15 protein-coding genes and 1 pseudogene are annotated in these 19,502 nt (G+C 65.8%); 8 read left to right on the forward strand and 8 right to left on the reverse strand.

Annotation, left to right across the window (positions count from 1 at the left end):
- Window positions 1-71 precede the first annotated feature (71 nt).
- Genes ETR14_RS16025 through ETR14_RS16035 form a run of 3 tightly spaced genes read left to right on the forward strand, consistent with a single transcriptional unit; the run spans window position 72 to window position 4,589 of the window.
- The gene (locus ETR14_RS16025; protein ID WP_371416819.1) at window positions 72-1,583 is read left to right on the forward strand and encodes a tryptophan halogenase family protein; all 1,512 of its coding nucleotides are present in this window, start codon (window positions 72-74) and stop codon (window positions 1,581-1,583) included.
- Complete coding sequence (locus tag ETR14_RS16030; protein ID WP_129386174.1) at window positions 1,580-3,073, forward strand: FAD-dependent oxidoreductase; 1,494 nt, start codon at window positions 1,580-1,582, stop codon at window positions 3,071-3,073. The genes ETR14_RS16025 and ETR14_RS16030 overlap by 4 nt, the downstream gene beginning before the upstream one ends.
- A 4-nt stretch (window positions 3,074-3,077) precedes the next feature.
- Window positions 3,078-4,589 (forward strand): tryptophan halogenase family protein, encoded by a 1,512-nt coding sequence (locus ETR14_RS16035; protein ID WP_129386176.1) that lies wholly within the window; start codon window positions 3,078-3,080, stop codon window positions 4,587-4,589.
- On the opposite strand, the gene ETR14_RS16040 is transcribed toward ETR14_RS16035, so the two are convergent.
- On the reverse strand, window positions 4,590-6,107 hold the full coding sequence (locus ETR14_RS16040; protein ID WP_129386178.1) for a tryptophan halogenase family protein: 1,518 nt from the start codon (window positions 6,105-6,107) through the stop codon (window positions 4,590-4,592).
- A gap of 161 nt (window positions 6,108-6,268) precedes the next feature.
- Here ETR14_RS16040 and ETR14_RS16045 point away from each other — a divergent pair, with 161 nt between their 5' ends.
- Window positions 6,269-6,709 carry a hypothetical protein gene (locus tag ETR14_RS16045; RefSeq protein WP_129386179.1) on the forward strand — a complete coding sequence of 147 codons (441 nt, stop codon included), beginning with the start codon at window positions 6,269-6,271 and terminating at the stop codon, window positions 6,707-6,709.
- A 412-nt stretch (window positions 6,710-7,121) separates the two neighbouring features.
- A complete protein-coding gene (locus ETR14_RS16050; RefSeq protein ID WP_129386181.1) occupies window positions 7,122-7,637 on the forward strand; it encodes a hypothetical protein in 516 nt (171 codons plus the stop codon).
- A gap of 9 nt (window positions 7,638-7,646) precedes the next feature.
- On the opposite strand, the gene ETR14_RS16055 is transcribed toward ETR14_RS16050, so the two are convergent.
- Window positions 7,647-7,847: a hypothetical protein gene (locus ETR14_RS16055; protein ID WP_129386183.1), complete on the reverse strand. Its 201-nt coding sequence runs from the start codon at window positions 7,845-7,847 to the stop codon at window positions 7,647-7,649.
- Window positions 7,848-7,968: 121 nt separating this feature from the next.
- A complete protein-coding gene (locus ETR14_RS16060) occupies window positions 7,969-10,260 on the reverse strand; it encodes a TonB-dependent receptor (RefSeq protein WP_129386184.1) in 2,292 nt (763 codons plus the stop codon).
- A gap of 155 nt (window positions 10,261-10,415) precedes the next feature.
- Here ETR14_RS16060 and ETR14_RS16065 point away from each other — a divergent pair.
- Window positions 10,416-11,485 (forward strand): annotated as a pseudogene (locus ETR14_RS16065) (glycerophosphodiester phosphodiesterase).
- 21 nt (window positions 11,486-11,506) lie between these two features.
- Here ETR14_RS16065 and ETR14_RS16070 read toward each other — a convergent pair.
- Entirely contained in the window at window positions 11,507-12,091 is a 585-nt protein-coding gene (locus ETR14_RS16070; protein ID WP_129386186.1) for a DUF4142 domain-containing protein, read from the reverse strand.
- A gap of 134 nt (window positions 12,092-12,225) precedes the next feature.
- Between ETR14_RS16070 and ETR14_RS16075 the strand changes: the two genes are divergently transcribed.
- Window positions 12,226-12,657, forward strand: coding sequence for a DUF3597 domain-containing protein (locus tag ETR14_RS16075; protein ID WP_129386188.1), 432 nt, complete (start codon window positions 12,226-12,228; stop codon window positions 12,655-12,657).
- Window positions 12,658-12,677: 20 nt separating this feature from the next.
- Here the strand turns inward: ETR14_RS16075 and ETR14_RS16080 are convergent, their stop codons facing one another.
- Genes ETR14_RS16080 through ETR14_RS16095 form a run of 4 tightly spaced genes read right to left on the reverse strand, consistent with a single transcriptional unit; the run spans window position 12,678 to window position 16,717 of the window.
- Window positions 12,678-13,727 carry a cupin-like domain-containing protein gene (locus tag ETR14_RS16080; RefSeq protein ID WP_129386190.1) on the reverse strand — a complete coding sequence of 350 codons (1,050 nt, stop codon included), beginning with the start codon at window positions 13,725-13,727 and terminating at the stop codon, window positions 12,678-12,680.
- 54 nt (window positions 13,728-13,781) lie between these two features.
- The gene (locus ETR14_RS16085) at window positions 13,782-14,939 is read right to left on the reverse strand and encodes an acyltransferase family protein (protein WP_129386192.1); all 1,158 of its coding nucleotides are present in this window, start codon (window positions 14,937-14,939) and stop codon (window positions 13,782-13,784) included.
- Between the two features lie 10 nt (window positions 14,940-14,949).
- Window positions 14,950-15,690 (reverse strand): GntR family transcriptional regulator, encoded by a 741-nt coding sequence (locus ETR14_RS16090; RefSeq protein WP_129386194.1) that lies wholly within the window; start codon window positions 15,688-15,690, stop codon window positions 14,950-14,952.
- Window positions 15,677-16,717: a glycosyl hydrolase family 18 protein gene (locus ETR14_RS16095; RefSeq protein ID WP_129386196.1), complete on the reverse strand. Its 1,041-nt coding sequence runs from the start codon at window positions 16,715-16,717 to the stop codon at window positions 15,677-15,679. Before ETR14_RS16095 ends, ETR14_RS16090 begins: the two co-directional genes overlap by 14 nt.
- Before the next feature lie 212 nt (window positions 16,718-16,929).
- Here ETR14_RS16095 and ETR14_RS16100 point away from each other — a divergent pair, with 212 nt between their 5' ends.
- Window positions 16,930-19,485 carry a family 20 glycosylhydrolase gene (locus tag ETR14_RS16100; RefSeq protein ID WP_243455546.1) on the forward strand — a complete coding sequence of 852 codons (2,556 nt, stop codon included), beginning with the start codon at window positions 16,930-16,932 and terminating at the stop codon, window positions 19,483-19,485.
- Window positions 19,486-19,502 lie beyond the last annotated feature (17 nt).

Here is a 19,502-nt window from a genome sequence, read left to right on the forward strand (position 1 = left end):
AGAACGTTCGGCTCGCGGACGTTGGAGGTATCGCTGCGTTGAGGTTGGTCGTGAATGAGCCTTTGAAGATTGTGATCGTCGGCGGCGGAACGGCCGGGTGGATGGCGGCGGCGGCTCTGTCCCGTATCCTCGGTCCGCGCATCTGCAGCGTCCAGCTGATCGAATCGGACGAGATCGGCACCGTTGGCGTCGGCGAGGCGACTTTGCCGCACATGAAGTCGTTCAACGACAGCATCGGCCTCGACGAGGCAGAGATGATGCGGGCGACGAACGGCACCTTCAAGCTCGGCATCGAATTCGTCGACTGGGGCGCCATGGGCAGGCGCTACGTCCATCCGTTCGGCGACCACGGACGGCCGCTTGCCGGCTTGCCCTTCCACCAGCATTGGCTGCGCGCCGCCCAGTCCGGTGCCGAGTTCGACATCGGCGATTTCTCCTACGCGATCGTCGCGAGCCGTCTCAATCGCTTCGATTTCCCGAGCGCGGATCCGGACAAGATCGAGCACACCTACAGTTACGCCTACCATTTCGACGCATCGCTTTACGCGCGCCTGCTGAGACGTCTTTCGGAAGCGAGCGGCGTGCGCAGAACCGAGGGCAAGATCCAGGACGTCGTCCTCGATCCGGAAAGCGGAGACATCGCCGCGCTGCGCCTGCAATCGGGCGAAACGATCACGGGCGATTTCTTCATCGATTGCTCCGGTTTCCGCTCGCTGCTCCTCGGCGAGGCGCTGGGCAGCCAATGGGACGATTGGAGCAAATGGCTGCCGTGCGACCGCGCCTTCGCCGTTCCCTCTGAACGTGCGACCGATTTCACCCCCTATACGCGCTCGACTGCCCGCGCCGCAGGCTGGCAATGGCGGATCCCGCTGCAACATCGTACCGGCAATGGCCACGTTTTCTCCTCCGCTTTCATCAGCGAGGACGAAGCGGCCGATACGCTGATGCGCAACCTGGATGCGAAGGCTCTCGGGGAACCGCGCATGCTGCGCTTCAAGGCGGGGCGTCGGCTCAAATCGTGGACCCGCAATTGCGTCGCGCTCGGCCTCGCCAGCGGCTTTCTGGAGCCGCTCGAATCGACGAGCATCTATCTCGTGCAGGTCGCGATCGTGAATTTGCTGCCGTTGCTGCCGCGCGGCCCGCGCGATCCAGTGCTGGCGGACGAATTCAACCGGCGCACCGACATCGAATATGAGCGCATCCGCGATTTCCTGATCCTTCACTATCACGCCAACACCCGCGAGGATTCCGAGCTCTGGCGCTATTGCCGGGCGATGGAGGTGCCGGAGAGTCTTGAACGCAGGCTCGCCTTGTACCGTCATTCCGGCTTCATCGAGCAATATCGCGACGGCCTGTTCACACTGCCGAGCTGGGTCTCGCTCTATGCGGGGCAGGACGTCAGGCCCACCGGCCATCATCCGATGGCCGACGTGTTGCCCCGCGATCGCCTGATCGAGCAACTTGGCGTTTTGCGCGATCAGGTGCGCACGCGTGTCGAGCAGATGCCGGACCATGCAGATTTCGTGGCGCGCTACGCGTCGGCCGACGGTCTCCAGGCGGGTGCCGGGACGGTCCGCTCGTGACTCGCCGGATCGAGCGCGTGCTCGTCGTCGGGCGCGATGCGGCAGCATGGATTGCGGCGCTTGCCGTTCAGCGCTCGCTCGGCCCCGCCGGGGTTCGCGTGCAATTGCTCGAGCTGCCCTCCGTGCTCAGGTCCGTCGACGCCTATCCGACCCTTCCCGCCTTCCTCGCACTCAACCGATTGCTCGGGATCGGGGAAGCCGAGCTGCTGTCGGCCTGCGCTGCGGCGCCCGTGATCGGGCAGCGTTTTTCGAACTGGGCGCGGGCGCGCGGCGGCTTCGTGCTCGGTTATGATACGCCGGTTCCGACGGGCGCCGAGGTCGGATTCCTGCAATATTGGCTGAAGGCACGCAGCGAAGGGCTCCGGGTCGAACTGGAGGATTTCAGTCTTGCGGCCGCCGCTGCCAAGCAGGGCCGCATCCCGTCGGCGGGCGCGGGCGAGGGCGGCCTGAGCGCCGCGCCCGGCTACAATGTCGATGCACTCCGTTATGTCGAACTGCTTCGGCGGCGCGCGCTCGCGAGCGGCGTCGACGTCCGCTCGGAGCCGGTGGCGCAGATCAGGCGGGATGGCGAGCGGATCGATGCCGTAACGCTTCGCGGCGGAGAGCAGCTTCAGGCCGATCTCTATGTCGATGCGTCAGGTGTCCAAGGCGCGCTGATCGGCCCGCCGGAGGAGGGTGAATTCTCGTCCTGGTCGCAATGGCTTCCCTGCGATCGGCTGCTCGCGGCGTCGGGGCCACGTCTGCCGGAATTGCCGGCGTTCAGCGAGATTTCGGCGTTCAAGGCTGGTTGGATCGGCCTCTATCCATTGCAGGATCGCACCGCCGTCATTGCCTGCTACGCTAGCGGAGCGATGGAGGATGCGGAGATGGTCGAGCGCCTGCCGATCCTGGCCGGCATCGCCATCGACGGCGACGCGTTCGTGACGTCTCTGCAGCCTGGAATGCGTGATCGGCCGTGGCGCGGCAATTGCGTCGCGATCGGCGATGCGGCGGCGAGCCTCGAACCACTCGATGCGATCTCGCTGCACCTGATCCATATCGGGGTTTCACACCTGGTCGCTTTGTTTCCGGCGAATGCCGAAAGGATGCCCGAAGCGCTCGTCTACAACCGTGTGGTGGCCTCGCACGTCGCCAACCTCCGCGACTTCCAGGCGGCGCATTTCAAGCTCAATCGGCGCGACGGGGAGCCGTTCTGGGACCACGTCCGCGTCGCTCCAGGGCCCGGCGCCCTCGACGAGAGGATCCGCCTGTTCGCCAGTCGTGGGCTGGTGGCGCTGCGCGAGGACGAGACGTTTCAGGAGCAGAGCTGGAGCGGGATGCTCGTGGGCCATGGAGTCGTTCCCGCCGGCTGGGACCCGCGCGTCGATCTCGTCCCGCAGGAGCAGCACCTCCAGCGCATCCAGCAGCGGCTCCGCGATATCGCCGCGCAGGTTCGCGCGATGCCGAGTGCAGCGGCCTATGTCGCGGCGACCCTTTCGTCCCGCGGGTAGCCCGATGACGGACGATCGAAGGATCCGCAGCATTGTGGTCGTCGGCGGCGGCACCGCCGGCTGGATGGCTGCGGCTGCGCTTGCAAGATCGGCGGGAACCCACTCGCTCTCGATCACCCTGGTGGAATCGGAGGATATCGGCACCGTCGGCGTCGGCGAAGCCACAATTCCCCCGATCCAGGCGTTCAACAAGCTGATCGGCATCGACGAGGATGCGTTCGTTCGCGAGACTCAGGCGACCTTCAAGCTTGGCATCGAATTCGTCGACTGGCGCCGTCACGGTCATCACTATCTGCATCCGTTCGGGCTCGCCGGAGCCGATCTCAAGACCGGCGTCTCCTTCAGCCACTATTGGCTGCGCTGGGTGAAAGAGGGGGGCAATCCGGACAACATCTTGTTCAGCGCCGAGGGCGAGGCGGCGCGGCTCGGCCGTTTCGGGCGAACGCCGCCGACCGGAGGGGCGCTGCCCAACATCAATTATGCCTTCCAGTTCGATGCGGCGCGCTATGCCGCCTTTCTGCGCCGCTTTGCGGAAGCGAGAGGTGTGGTGCGCTGTGAAGGACGGGTCGTCGATGTTCGCCGCGATCCCGAGAACGGCTTCATCGCGGACGTGGCGCTCGCCGACGGACGGCGCGTCGCCGCCGACTTCTTCATCGACTGTTCCGGCTTTAGAAGCCTGTTGCTTGGAGAGACGCTCGGCGTGGCCTATGACGACTGGAGCCGCTGGCTGCCTGCCAATCGCGCGGTGGCGGTGCCGTGCGCATCGGCCGGCGATCCCGCGCCGATCACCCGGGCAACGGCGCGCGAGGCCGGCTGGCAGTGGCGCATTCCGCTGCAGCATCGCACCGGCAACGGCTATGTCTTCTCCGATGCCTTCCTCGGCGAGGACGAGGCGACGTCGCTGCTGCTGTCGCGTCTCGATGGAGCAGCGCAGGCCGATCCGAGGCTTCTCCGCTTCAAGGCTGGGCGACGGACCTCTTCCTTCGTCGGCAACTGCCTTGCGATCGGTCTGTCGAGCGGCTTCCTGGAACCGCTGGAATCGACCAGCATCCACTTCATCCAGGTCGCAATCACCAAGCTGCTCGACATGTTCCCGGACCGCGACTTCCATCCTGCGATCCTGCGGCGCTTCAATGCGGAGATGGACTCGCTCTACGAGGCCGTCCGCGATTTCCTGATCGCGCACTACAGGCTGACCGAACGCGACGACACAGACTTCTGGCGCTATTGCCGCGCGATGGAGATACCCGCGAGCCTTCAGGACAAGTTCGACCTGTTCCGCACTCGCGGCCAGGTGCTCGTCGAAGCGCACGACGTCTTCGCCGAAACGAACTGGTTCGCGGTGCTGTACGGCCAGGGCCTGACGCCGCAGGGCTATCACCCGCTCGCCGATGCGATGCCGGACGACGATCTCCGTCTGGCTCTGGCGCAAATTCGGGCGGCGATCCGGGAGAGGGTCGACGGTCTGCCGTCTCACCGCGCGTTCCTCGACCGGATTGTCGCGCGCGCGAATTGATCAGCCGGTTTTGGCCGCAGCGAGCGCCTGGCTGATGAAGTCCGCATGGCGGGGCAGACCCTGGGCGATCCGCGCATAACCTCGCCGCAATTCGGCAATGGCGGGAATGACCTGGTCGTCCGGCAGGGAGTCGGCCAACGGGTCGTGGCCGGCGGGCACGATGCCCTGACCGAGCATCACCGCGACCCAGCTCGGCAGCTCGAACAATTCGTCGCTGTAGCGGAAGATGCGGCCCTTGTCGGCGAACAGATCGATCTTGCGCCGAAGGCTCGCGGGCATTTCGACGGAGCGGACCTCCTGCCAGAAGGGTTCCGGGCGCCGTGTGGCCTGATAATGGAGGATGATGAAATCGCGGACGAGCTCGTACGCGTCGGCCATGAATCGGTTATACTCGGTGCGCTCGCTGGCCGAGAAGCGACTGTCGGGGAACAGGCCGAACAGCCGCTGGATGCCGTACTGGATGAGGTAGATGCTGGTCGATTCCAGCGGCTCCAGAAAGCCGGACGACAGGCCGATTGCGACGACGTTGCCCTCCCACGATTTCACCCGCCGCCCGGCTTTGAAGCGCAGGCGGTTGAACGCGCCGATCGGCTGGGTGTCGAGATTGGCGACGAGTATCTCCTCGGCTTCGCCATCGTCGATATGGGCGCTCGCATAGACGTGACCGTTACCGGTGCGGTGCTGGAGAGGGATTCGCCATTGCCAACCCGCCTTGTGGGCTATGGCGCGGGTAAAGGGCGTGATCGGTTCGGATCGGGCGCTCGGCACCGCAATCGCCCGGTCGCAAGGAAGCCAATGGCTCCAGTCCTCGAACTCGACGCCCAGCGTCTGGCCGAGCAGAAGGCTTCGAAACCCCGAGCAGTCGATGAACAATTCGCCCTCGATGCGTAGCCCGCTCTCCAGGACGACGGCGGCGACATTGCCGGTTTCCGGATCGCGATCGACGGTCGTGATCCTCCCTTCGATCCGTTCGACGCCGCCGCGCTCCGCATATCGGCGCAGCATCGCCGCATAGAGGCCGGCATCGAGATGATAAGCGTAGCCGAGATTGGCGAGCGGCGAGCGCCCGCTTTTGTCCGGGTGGGCGAAGCGATGATCGCGCGCGGCGAGTGCTGCGATCGAATAATCGGAAATCGGGCCGATCGCGGGATGATCGCGATATTTGAGCCAGACCTGATGGAAATCGATCCCATCGAGGTTGAGGCCGAGCTTGCCGAACGGATGAAAATAGCGCTCGCCCTCAGCCCCCCAGCCGACGAAATCGATGCCGAGCTTGTAGGTGGCCTTGGTCGCGGCGAGGAAATCGGCCTCGGGGATGCCGAGCAGCTGGTTGAACTCGATCATCGGCGGGATCGTGCCTTCGCCGACGCCGACCGTCCCGATCTCCTCGGATTCGATCAAACGGATGCGGCGCTTGCCGCCGCCGGCGAGAAAGCGTGCCGCCGCCGCCGCGGTCATCCAGCCGGCGGTGCCGCCTCCCACGATCACCACGTCCCGGATCGGCTGCCGTGCATTCATGCTGCGCTCATTGCCCCCATGCCATCGCGCTCCCGTGGCGCCGCGTTGCGAAGGTGCTAGCGCATTTCAGGGCAGTGCACAGCCTTTGTCGCAGCGTTGCGCGCCGCATTCAAAGCGGGCATTGCAGGCTGAAATCGTACGAGATTGTGGGAGGCGGACTGATGAACATTCGTTTGAAGGGCGCGATCGCTGGGGTGCTCGCCCTGTGCGCCGCGGATGCTGTTCTGGCGCAAGGGGCGGGCGGCGCAGCGCCTCTGCCCGGTGCTGCCGATTCCAAGGCGGTGGTCGCTGGCAATCGGGAGTCGCAGGCCGATTACAATCGGCAGCTCGGCGCGAAGGACAGCAAGCCCGGGCGCCGGATCAAGGCGGTGCCGGCGAGCGCTGGGGATCTGGTCGTCGGCAGTCAGGTGCGTGACAAGAGCGGCGCCGAGATCGGCATGATCGAAGGCGTCGAGGCCGATGGTGTCGTCGTCGCTTCTGCCGCAGGCAAGGTCAAGGTGCCGACCGAAGCGTTCGGCAAGGACAAGAAGGGCCTGTTGCTGCAGATCAGCAAGGCGGAATTCGACGCCGCCGTGCACAGCGCGACCACGCCGCAAGGCTGATCGACCGCGACGAAGGCGTAAAGGGGCGGTGCCGCGGCGCTAGGGCGATTGCATTTGACCTTCTCATCCTCCCTGTCCGCGAAGCGGATGGGGAGGGGGGACCAGCTGAAAGCTGGTGGAGGGGCGCTCCGGCGCCGGAGCGCCCCTCCACCGCACTTCGTGATGATCCGACCGCCATGCCGCTGGCATGGCTATGAACTGCGGGGCAGTTCATACCGGATCATCCCTCCCCATCGCCTACGGCGACAGGGAGGATTGGCGATCTTCGAGGCAAGACCCCACAAACTCAAATGCGATCGCCCTGGCCGCGGGGCCGCCCCTTTTCATGTCGCGGCGCCCGATTTTCCGCTTTGCTTTCAGCGCGATTCCAGTGTGAGATGCGCCCAAGAAGAAAGCAGGAGGGGGAGCTGATATGAGAGTAAACATGCGCTGCTTCGGTGCCGTGCTGATCGCACTTGGTACCGTGGCGATTCCCGCGACGCCGGCTGCAGCGGCAGACGCGGCGCCGATGGTCGTCTACGACAAGGCCCTGGGCGAGGGTTGGCAGAATTGGAGCTGGGCGAAGACCGAGCTCAGCCTCGCCGTCAACGGCTCGACGCGCACGCCGATCGGAGTCGATGCGGGCGCGTGGCAGGCGCTGTATCTGCACCACGCGCCGTTCAGCACGGCCGGGCTCCGCCGGCTCTCGTTGCTGGTCCAAGGCGCCGCGCCCGGCGGGCAGAAGCTGCGCATCCTCGCCATCGCCGATGGCAAGCCGGTCAACGCCGAGGGCAAATTGGTGACCTTGCCGGCGAGCGGCTGGGCGAAGATGGAGGTGCCGCTGACCGCGCTCGGTGCGGGGGACAAGACCATCGAGGGATTCTGGGTTCAGAACGCCACGGACAAGGACATCCCGCGCTTCTACGTGACCGAAATGGTGCTCGACTGAGCCCGGCGATCAGGCCACGCGCAACCGCGCGCGGTCCGGCCTGCCCTCGGCCGCATGATCGATGAACGTGACCGTGCCGATTTCCTCGCGGAGCAACTCTGCAACCTCAAGCGCGCGCTGGCGGTCGTCGGTCCGGAAGCTGTGGAGGTCGCCCAGAACATCCGCGCCGCGCACTTCATAGCGGCGGGCCGGTCCGTCGTGATCGATCATGTCTGTCTCCGAAGCTGAATCGAGGGGGCGCTTGTGCAGCCCGATCATGTCCGGAGCTTTTCCGCTTTGTGTCGAACCGGGAAGATGCGGCGGTTCGCAAAGAACCGCCGCATCCCGCCGCTCAGAATTGCGTTTTCAGCGTGACGAACAGCTGGCGCGGCGTGCCGGCCAGCAAAGTCTGGCTGTCGCCGCGATTGGCGAAGCCGTTGGTGCCGATCGTCGAGACGTATTTCTTGTCGAGCAGGTTCACCGCATTCGCCTGGAGGGTGACGCCGTCCAGCGTTCCCGAAGTGAAACGATAGCCGAGGCTCGCATCGAGCACGACGAAGCCGCCGACCGACGCGTCGTTCTCGTAGGAGTAGTAACGCTTGGAGGTGTAGTTCGCGCCCAGCCGCGCGAAGGCGCCGTTGCTGTCGTAGGTGATCTCCGCTTTGGCGAGATGCTTGGGCGAGTTCACCACGATCTTGCCGTCGGTGGCGGCGACCACCGCGCCGGCTGCATTCAGCACGTCGTCCTGATATTCCGACTGGTTGAAGGCGTAGGACGCGAACACCGACAGTTGGGGGGTGAGCCGGTAGGTTCCGGCCGCCTCGATGCCGTAGGAGCGGACGCTGCCGACATTCTGGAGAATGGCCGGATTGCCCTGGATTCCGGATCCGCTGGAAAAGGCGACCAGGCGGTTGCGGAAATCGACGTAATAGGCGGCGAGCACGCCCTGGAACCGGCGGCTTTTGGTGCGAATGCCGAGCTCGTAGGTGGAGGATTTTTCCGGCTTGAGATCGAGGGCGTCGAAGCCGGCCTGGGTGGTCGCGAACGGCCCTTCTGTCGCCGACGAGGCGTAAGCGCGCATGTTCTGCGAGAAGGTGCCGAAGATCTCCTGATCGGGCGTGATCTCGAACAGGGCGCCGACCTGGGGCAGGAACCAGTCGCGAGCGGTGATCTCGCCGACGGCAAGACTGCCCTGCACGACGGGCTCGGCCCGGTTGCGGACGCGCAGGCCCTTCCAGCCGGCATTGACCGTCAGCCGGCCCGCGGTGAGCGTGTCCTGAACATGATATTGGAACGTCTTGGTGTTGAAATCGAGTTCCCACTGGGTGGCGAACGGATTCTTCGGCCAGTCGATGCTGCTGCGGCTCGGGGCGCCGCTGGTATTGGCAAGGCCGTAGAAGCGCCGCGCCTGGTTGAAGTCGTTATCCTCGTACCAGACCCCCGCCTCGATTCGATTGGCGCCGAGCTCGAGCGCGGTCGAGCCGATGAAGCCGTAGCGATCGACTTCATATTCGGTGGTACGGATGCTGATCGGCGCGCCCCCGGGGGTGGGAACGTAGGGCGTGTACCAGATGCCGCGGCCGCGGTTGCGGTGGTAATAAGCGGTGCCGGCGATGCTCCAGGCATCGCTGAGGCCGGTGTCGAAGCCGACCGCGCCCAGCCAATCCTTGCGGAGGCCGGCGGCGTCATAATAGGCGTCATCCGCGGTCTTGATCGGCGCCGGATAGACCGTTCCTGCGGCGGGGTTGCTGACCGGGGCACCGGTGTCGCCGCGATTGTTGGCGATGTGCGCGACCCGGACGGCCAGGTCCCAATCCTTGGCGAAATTGTCCCAATCGTAGCCGAGCCGGTCGATCATCTCCTTGGAGAGATCCTGATAGTCGTTCTCGCGCCGATCGGAGAAGTTGACGAAGCCGAACAAGCGACCGTCGGGCAGCTTCTGCTCGATGCGGGCATTGACCTGGTGCTGGCGCTGGATCCCGTCGCCCTTCCACTTGTCCGCATCCTGGAAGGCATAGCTGAGCGACAAAGCCGAGCCGCCCTCGACGAGCTGACCGCTGTCCATGCGCACGAATGCGCGCACATTGTCTTCGCTGCCATAGGTGCCGCTGGCCTCGATCCCGAACTCGTCCTTCGGCGCGCGGGTGAAGAATTCGATCGTTCCGCCGAGATTGCTCGAGGAGGCTGCGGCAAGCGAGCCGGCACCCTGCGCCACTTCGACGCGCCCGACATTCTCGCTGGCGATCGCCCGGCTGATGTGCAGGCCATTGTGGTTGCCGTAGCTCATGTCGCCCAACGGAATGCCGTCGAGCGTGAAGCCGAGCTGGGCCTGGTTGAAGCCGCGGATCGAGATTCGGCTCGACCATTCGTAGCTGCCGAACGGGTCCGACGACTGGAAGTTGACGCCCGGCAATTTGTCGATCGCCTTCAACGGGCTGATGCCGGGCACTTCGAGCGCAATGTCGGCGGCGTCGAGTTCCTGCACCTGCCGGGTTTGACCCGTACCGATGATCACGATCTCCTCCTCGCCGCCACCGGCCGCGGTTTCCGCGTCGACGATGGCCGCTTCCTGCGCGAACGCGGGCGCCGCCAGCAGCATCGTGGCGGTGCCGGTGAGCAGGATCGAGGTGCGGAAAAGCTTCATGTCGTTTCCCAAAGGTGCGCGAGTCTGCGCGTTCGGGGGATGCCTAGGGCCGCTCCGTGGCAGGGCCGTTGCGGGGATGTGAAGCCTATGTGGCAGTCTCATAAAGCTGCTGTGTCGCAGCAAAATTGTCACGCCCGCGGACTAGAGCAGGGGGCATGCTTTTCCGCTCAGCGCTTCTCGCCGCCGCCGCCATGATGTCTGCCATGCCGGGCGATGCATATGCCCAGCCGATCGTGATCGCCCATCGCGGCGCCAGCGGCCTTCGTCCCGAGCACACGATCGCGGCCTATCGGCTTGCAATCGCGCAGGGCGCCGATTTCATCGAGGCCGATGCGGTGATGACCCGCGACGGCGTGCTCGTCGCCCGGCACGAGAATGAGATCGGCGGCACCACCGATGTCGCCGACCATCCGGAGTTCGCGGCGCGCCGCACCACGAAGACCATCGACGGAGCCTCGGTCAGCGGCTGGTTCGCGGAGGACTTCACCCTGGCCGAGCTCAAGACGTTGCGCGCGCGCGAGCGCCTGCCCGACTTGCGGCTGAAAGCCGCCGCCACGACGGCGACGAGGCGATCCCGACGCTCCAGGAGGTCATCGATCTCGTGCGTGCGGAAGAGAAAGCACGCCGCGGCATGATCGGCCTGTACATCGAAACGAAACATCCAAGCTATCACCGCAGCCTAGGGCTCGCGATGGACGAAGCGCTGGTCGGGCTGCTCGAACGCAACGGGCTGTCCGGAAAGGGCGCCCGGATCTTCATCGAATCGTTCGAGGTCGGCAATCTGCAACGGCTTCACCGGCTGACCGACCTGCCGCTGATCCAGCTTGTCGACGCAAGCGGCCATCCGGCCGATCGTCCGGCGGAGGAAAGCTACGCCGCGATGGTGACCCCGGCAGGCCTCGCCGCGATCCGCCGCTATGCTGCCGGAATCGGTCCAGCCAAGGCGCTGATCGTCCCGCGGGACCCCGCAGGAAGGAGTCTCGCCGCGACGAGCCTGGTGCGCGATGCTCACAAGGCCGGATTGCTCGTCCACCCCTAGACGTTCCGAAGCGAGAATTACTTCCTGCCGTTGGAAGCGCGCCGCGGCGCTGCTCCGCAGGAGCGCGGCGATGCCGTCGGCGAGCTCCGTCAATTCCTGCGTCTCGGTGTCGACGGCGTGTTCAGCGATCACCCCGCGGACGCGGTCGAGGCGCGCGGCACGGCCGTCGGCGGCGGCTCCCGATAAGCGCCGCCGACCACCGCCGGATCAGGGCTTCAGGCCCTTGGCCATGTTGAGGTGCGCCGCCACCGTCGGCGTGAGGTCCGAAGCGAAGGTCCGCAATTCGGCGACATCGCCGGTTCCGGCATAGGTGCGCAGCGCGTCGAGGGTCTGCTGATGGGCGGCCTGCTGGGCGGCGATATAGGCCTGATCGAAGCTCGCGCCCGTCTTTGAGCGGAGGTCGTCGACCACGCCTTGCTGCTGAGCACTGAGCGTCGGGCTTGGCGTGATCGGCGTGGCAAGCCCGGCCGTGACGGTCTTGAGCTTCGCCGTCGATTCGGTGTGCGCCTTGATCATCTGCTCTGCGAATTTCTTGACGGCCGCCGACTGGCCGTTGGCTTCGGCAAGCTGCGAGGTGGCGATCTCGAACGCGTCGCTCGCTGCGGCCGTGTTCGCGAAGGTCTGGCCGCCGCTCGCCGCCGGCATGGCCGTATTGACCGCCGGATCGAGGCCGGCGGTGTTTGTTTCCGCAGGCACGTTCGTGTTCGTGCCGTCCGCGCTTTCCTGCTTCTGGCCGCAGGCGGCGACGGCAATGGCGCTCGCCGCCACCAGGGCGAGTGTTGCAAGACGCATGATCTTCTCCCGTTCGATGTGCGCGGTGAACGTGTCAGCCCCCGAAGCCGTTCCGGCGCGGAGCCAAGCGTCACCCGTGACGTTCAGGAGCGACAGGAACCAGGCCAGCAGGTCTGCACGGAAGGACAGAGACGATGAGTATCTTCGGCAGCATCATGAACAAGATCTTCCACCACAAGCCGGCGGCTGAGGGGCAGGCGCCCGCATCCCAGGCTCCGTCCCCGCCGCAAGCGCAGCCAGCGCCGCAGGCGAGTGCCCCGGCGCCGGCGACCCCGGCTGCGGCGCCTGCCACCGCCGCCCCCGCGCAGGCCGTCGACGTCGGCCGGGTGCTCGAAGAAATGGCGGCGATGAAGGATGGCGGCGGCAACTACCGCAGCTCGATCGTCGATCTGCTGAAGCTGCTCGATCTCGATTCCAGCCTCTCGGCACGCAAGGAGCTTGCCGGCGAATTGGGCGTGCACGCCGGTGCCGACGGCAGCGCCGAACAGAATATCGCCCTTCACAAGGCGGTGATGGCGAAGCTCGCCGAGAATGGCGGGATCGTGCCGGACAGCCTCAGAGACTGACACCAGTGGCTGCGGCGGCCTCAGAGCTGCCGCAGCACCTGAAGCAGAAAGTCCTTGAGCATCCTCCGCTGCGCCGGGCTGGACTCGCCGAGTAGCCCTCGCGCCGCCGGCGGAATGTGCGCGGCGGGATCGCCATTGCTGCGGAAGACGTAATGCTCGATCAGCGCCCGCCAGGCTTCCCGCTTCTCCGCCGGCAAGTGGCTGATCGTCAGCAGCCCGTGGGCGAGCGCATGAAGGGGTGAGCCGGCATCCGCGGGCGCATCGTTCCACCAGTAGTTGACGAGGATGTTGAGCGGCCCGCTCGCCTGCACGGCGTGCCACCACAGGCTGGGGATGAACAGGCCGTCGCCAGGCTCCATGTCGGCAACGCGTGCTGCGGCGAGCGCATCGCGGAAGCGCGGATAGGCGTCGAAATCCGGCGCGTTGAGATCGACCAGGCTGGTCGGGCGGCCGGCGACGGTGCGCTCGAGCGGGCCGACATAAAGGTTCGAGACCTGCTCCGGCGGAAAGAAGGTGAAGCGCCGCCGCCCCCGCACCACGCAGGCAATATTGTCGGCTTCGTCGAAATGCGCGGAGACGTTGGTGTCGTTGCCGATCCAGATGCGCGGTTCGGCATCCTTGCCCTCCAGCGGCGGCATCCTGTTCTCGCGATCGAAGCCGGGCAGCAATTGCGGCACCGAGGTCGATCCCATGTAGATCGCCTGGCGCATGTTCTTTTCGGCGACGGTGATCAGCGTCTGGAGCAGGAACGCCAGACGGGTGTCGACGACGTTGAAGTTGAACCCGTCCATCGCCGGCCGATAGGAAAAGCGGCCGGCAATCTCGGCCGGGGCGAAGAACGCCTTGGTCTCCATGCCGCTGTCGAACCGGCCGAGATAGGCCTGGATCGTCTGCGGGGGCTGAAGCCCGGCCACGACCGCCGGCCAGTTCGCCACCAGCCCGCGCAGCAGGGTCGGTTCATACAGCGAAGCGACCTCCCGCTGAAATCGATCGGCGTCCATGTCGCGGGCGTCGATCGCGCGCACTGCGGGCAGGTCGGCTGTTGTCGTCGAAATCGCTGCTTCGGCCATCAGGGGAGTCTAGCCGCGCGCGTCCGCGAAGTCGTCAGCAAAGGACGCCATGGCTCAGATCTTCACGATCCAGTTCTTGCGGCGCAGCGCTTCGACGCAGGCCCAGATGAACAGCAGATAGAGCGCGATCGGAAGCAGGGTCGCCCAGCGGTCGCCAAGCGCGCCGCGCGTCGCCTCGAACGGCGCCATCAGCAGATCCCAGCCGACCATCGAACTGGTCAGCTGATGGATGACGTAGGCTGCGATCGCGTTGATCCCGAACGGCAGCGTGAGGATCAGGATCAGCCTGGCCGCTGCCGATCGGGCGCCGTCGCGATCGAGCCACAGGTGGAGCAAGGCCAGCAGGATGGTGGTGAGGCCGCAGGTGAGCAGCACGAAGGTGCTCGACCAGATGTCCTTGATGACGGGAAAGGCGAAGCCCCAGGCGATCCCGACCACCGCCATCGCCAGCCCGGCGAGCGCCAGGCGAAGCGGCGCGTTCGGGTGGCGGCTGCGCAGATACTCGCCGATCGCGACGCCGATCAGTCCATGCGCGATCGCCGGCAGGGTCCCGAGCAGCCCTTCCGGGTCGTAGCCTTCCGGGCCCTTCACATAATTGTGGTTGCCGGCGCCGAGCAGGATCCGATCCACCGCCGCGACGAAATTATGACCGCGCGCCCAGATGTCCGTGGAGAGGCCGTCGGGCGAGGGCAGGAGGGTCAGCGGCCAATAGAGAAGAAGGATCGCAGCGATGATCGCCAGCCGCACCTTCGGGCTGCACAGGAAGAACAGGAAGGCGCAGGCGCCGTAGACGAGGCCGATCCGTTGCAGAACGCCGAACAGGCGCCAGCTGGTTGCCGCGAAATCGGAGAAATACCAGAGATTGGAGAGGACGAAGCCGAGCACGAAGAGGCGGATCGTGCGGCCAAGGATATGGCGCCTTTGGTCTGCGGTCAGCCCCTGCTCCGCGCGAATGCGGCCGAGCGCGAGTGGGATCGAGACGCCCATCATCATCAGGAAACCGGGGAAGACGATATCGGCCAGCGTGAGCCCGGCCCAGTGCGAATGAAGCAGCGTCGGGAACACCTCGCCGCTGCTCTCGATTCCGGCCGCCGAATTGACGATGATCATGCCGGCGACGGTCAGCCCGCGCAGCACGTCGAGCGAGAGCAGGCGGCTTTGCGGCCCGGGGCCGGCGTTGACGGGATCCGGCTGTCGTTCGCTATCGCTCATGATGTCCCCCTCAGATGTCGTGCAACTCGGCGACGACGTCGTATGAATCGCCGCGATAATGGCAGTGGGTCAGTTCCGCGGCCCGGCCGTCGGCGAGGAAGCCGACCCGCTCGATGAACAGCCCCGGCGCGCCGGCCGGCACGTCGAGCGCTTCGGCCTGCTCCTTGCCGAACGAGACCGCGCGCAAGCGCTGCAGCGCGCGTACCGGCCGATGCCCGGTACGCTGGAGCGCCTCGTAGAGCGAGTCGCCGACGGCATCGACCGAGGGCAGGCAATAAGCCGGGATCGTCGCTTTCTCGCTCGCCATCGGCTCTCCGTCGGCGAGGCGAATGCGGTGAAAGCGATAGACCGTCGATCCCGGCGACAGACCGAGCGTCAGCGCTTCCTCGGGCGTGACGCTGCCGACGCCGCGCGACACCCAGAGGCTGTGCGGCCGCCGCCCGCGCGAGATCATGTCCTCCGAAAAGGAGGAGAGCTTGGAAAAGATCTTCTCGACCCGCTGGCCGACCACGAACGTACCGGCACCGCGGCGGCGGGTGAGCAGGCCTTCGTCGACCAGGCCGTCGACCGCCTTGCGCACCGTGATCCGCGACACGTCGAACTCCTCGGATAGGTCCCGCTCAGTGGGGATCGCCATGTCCTTGGCGATCCGCGATTCCTGGATGGCGCTGCGGAGCAGTTGCTGGAGCTGCAGATAGAGCGGCTGGGGGTCATCCCGGCGAAGCGCCCCGCTAGCCTCACTCAGCCGCACGGCGCACGGCCTCGTTGACCGTCCGGATCAGCAAGCGATCGTCCGTATCCTGCGAGACTTCCCAGACCATCACCCCTCCCGCCTTTTCGCCGGCGAGCCGCCCCTTTTCGGCAAGCGTCGGCGGCCCGTTATAGGTGATGTAGCTGCATTCCGAACAGCGGCTGCCGATGACGTCGGTCAGCAGGGCCGCGCCGCCATATTCGGCATGAATGTCGCGAAAATTATAATTGGGCCGGTAGCGGCCATAGCCGTAGCCGTAGAAAGGCAGGCCGAGCGCCAGCTTGCGCTTGGGTACCCCCCGATCGAGCCAGAGCTGGACGTCCTTGCGGGCCTGCTCGACCGTCGAATGCTCGTCTCCGGCTTTGCCCCAGCTGTTGCCGATGGCGTCATAGGACATCACTCCGACGATATCGAAGAACGGCACCGATGCCGTCGGGATCATCCCGCCCTCGTAGGAGGCGGTCGCGCACGCCAGCAACTTGCCTCTGGCTTTCAGCGCCTGGCTGAGCGCAGCGATGAACGGGGTGAAATTCCCCTCCTTGTCGATCTTGGTCAGCAAGGCGCCCTCGATGTCGACATCGATACCATCGAGACCAAGGCGATCGACCGCAGCGATCAGGCCGGCGACGATCCGATCGCGGCTGCCGGGCTGAAGCAGGACGCTCCAGTCGCCGGAACAGGCGGGGATGCCGCCGCCGCCGAGCGAGATCAGCAGCTTGCTGCCGGCGGCATGGGCCTTGGCAGCGACGCTGCGGACACTGTCCGCGCCCAGCATTCCGCCAGTGCCGTTCTGGGCGCAGGTGAAGCGCGAACCGTCGAAGATCCTGCCGTCCTTGTCGGGATTGACGAAGGCGAGGTCGAGATGGGTGTAATCGGCGAAGTCGACCTTCGCGATCGAGCGCTCGAGGCCCTTGAACACGGGGATATAGCCCACCGCCAGCGGGCGGCTCGCCGGTTCGGCCGCGCCGGCGGTCGCCGCAGGCAGGATGGCGAGCAGAAGTGCGCGCGCGAGCCAGGTTCCGCCCATGTCTTTTCGTCTCCCCCGACAATACCTTTTTGTATCCACTCGACGCTAGCACGCACCTGCCGCCGTCGCCAAGCCTTGTTGAGCCGCTGTCACCAAGAGCTGGGTAATGGCAGTTTTCAATGGGTTGTGCTCCTTCTCGACCGCTGCGTTGACGGCTGCTGGATGACATGACAAATCTATCCCACCGCAACGACAACTCGGGAGAGAGACGCGTGAAGCTTAAGACGGCCCTGCTCGCATTCGCCGCGATGACCGCGCCTGGACACGCGTACGCGGCCATCTCCCAGAACGAGCTGGACCAGATTGCGCGCGACATGGATCTGCGATTCACGGTGGTCGACAACAAGCCCGAGAAGTGCCCGGATGGCGAAGAGGGATGCTTCCTGTCGGAGATCGAATTCCGACTTCCCGATCGCTTGCCGCGGCGCCTCGCCGCGGGCGACCTGCCGATCTACTTCAGCCTGGTGGCCCCGCTCAGAAGGGCCGACAGCGACATGTTCGACGTGTCTCTGATCAATGGCGATCTCCACGTCCTCAAGGCCAAGCGCGACCTGCGGCTGGAAGGCGGCCGAACCTACCGCGTGAAACTGTGGACCAGCGGTCATTTCTATTCCGCTTACTACCCGATGCCCAATTTCTACCTCGCGCCGGATGGCCTCAGTGCGCGCGTGATCGAGGCGACCCGGCCGGCCATCGATCCGGAGACCGGGCTCGAATATCTGCCGTTCGTCGCGCCGATGACCGACGAGGCCAAGCTTGCGACCGCCTCGGACGACGATGCGACGCAGTGGCGCACGCCCGAACGCGCGTTCGCGCTCTATGCCCGCAACGGAAACCTCTCGCGGCCCGATTTCGCGATCCTGCCGACTCCCGCAAGCATCAAGCGGCTGCCCGGCGCACCGATCGATCTGCGCGGTGGAGTCCGGCTCCGTCTGGCCGGTGCCGGCCAGGACGATCTTCAGGCGGCACTCAACCGTCTGGTGGCGTCCGGCGTCGGCGGGCTCGATCGCGGACCCGAGCTCAGGATCGAAGTCGCGCCAGTGGCCGGGCTCGCCCCCGAAGGCTACCGCATCACGGCCAACGCAGCCGGGATCCGGGTGCGGGCCGCAGATGCCGCCGGCGCGTCCAACGCGCTGCGCTCGCTTGCTCAGCAGGCCGCTTACGAAGGCGGGCAATTGCGTCCGCTTGAGATCGCCGATGCGCCGCGGCTGCCCTTTCGCGGCCTGCATGTGGACGTCGCCCGCAACTTCCACAGCAAGGCCGAGATCCTGCTGCTTCTCGAGCAGATGGCCAATTACAAGATGAACCGCCTTCACCTTCATCTTGGTGACGACGAAGGCTGGCGGCTCGAGATCAAGGCGCTGCCGGAGCTCGCGCAGGTCGGCGGCTTCCGCTGCCACGATCCGTCGGAGACACGCTGCCTGCAGCCGCAGCTCGGCGCGGGGCCTTATGGCGATGGACCGGTCAACGGCTATTTCAGTCAGGCCGATTACCTGGAGATCCTCGGCGCCGCCAAGGCGAGGGGCATCGGCGTCATCCCCTCGTTCGACATGCCCGGCCACTCACGTGCGGCGATCCGATCGATGGAAGCGCGCTACCGACGCTTGAGCGCGGCTGGCGATCGGGCGGGTGCCGAGCAATACCGGCTGGTCGAGCCCGGCGACACCACCCGGTACCGCAGCATCCAGCATTATGACGACAACACGCTGAACGTCTGTATCGATTCCACCTACCGCTTCATCGACACGGTGGTCGGCGAGCTCGCGACCCTGCACAAGGCCGCGGGCGTGCCCCTTCAAACCTATCATATCGGTGCCGACGAAACCGCCGGCGCGTGGAGCGAGTCGCCCGCCTGCAAGAGGGTGATGGCGTCCACAGGGCTTCAGCCGAAGCAGCTGGGCGCGATGTTCATCGAAAAGGTGGCGGCGAGCCTCGGCTCCAAGGGCATCGAGGTCGCGGGGTGGAGCGACGGCATGGGCCACACCGATCCCAAGAAGATGCCGAAGGCGGTTCAATCCAACATCTGGGGCAATCTGTTCGGCGGCGGCGTCGCCGAGGCGCATGACCATTCCAACCGAGGCTGGCGGACCGTGATTTCGGTGCCCACCGTGACCTATCTCGATTCGCCCTATGCGCCCGATCCGATGGAGCGCGGCTATGACTGGCCCTCGCGCGACAGCGATACCTTCAAGGTCTTCGCCTTCATGCCCGAAAACCTCGCCGCCAATGCCTCGGTGATGAAGGACCTGACTTCGCGTGGGGTGCGCATCGAAGACAAGACCCCGCTTCGCGCCGGCCGCGGCATCGATGGCCTGCAGGGGCAGATCTGGAGCGAGACCGTTCGCAGCGACGATCAGGTTGAATATATGCTGTTCCCGCGCGTGCTCGCGCTCGCCGAGCGCGGCTGGCACAAGGGCGATTGGGAGCCGGCATATCGGCCGGGCACCGCTTATGCCTTCGGTGACGGCAAGGTGAACGAGGCTGCCTTGCTGCAGGATTGGCGCAGCTTTGCAGCGCGCATGGGAGTCCACCAGACGTTCCTCGAAGCCGCCGGCATCGATTACCGGTTGGCACCTCCGGGCGGCCGCATCGAGGGCGGCATGCTGCAGGCGAACAGCGAATTTCCGGGCACCGCAATCGAATATCGCGAAGGTGATGGCGCCTGGCAGCCTTATACCGGCCCGGTCGCGGTCACCGGCTCCGTCGATCTGCGCACCCGCACGGCAAGCGGGCGGCGGGCGAGCCGCACGGTGACGTTGGGCAGGTAAGCCAAGATAGCTCCGGA

The organism is Sphingosinicella sp. BN140058, assembly GCF_004135585.1.
Taxonomy (GTDB): Bacteria; Pseudomonadota; Alphaproteobacteria; order Sphingomonadales; family Sphingomonadaceae; genus Allosphingosinicella.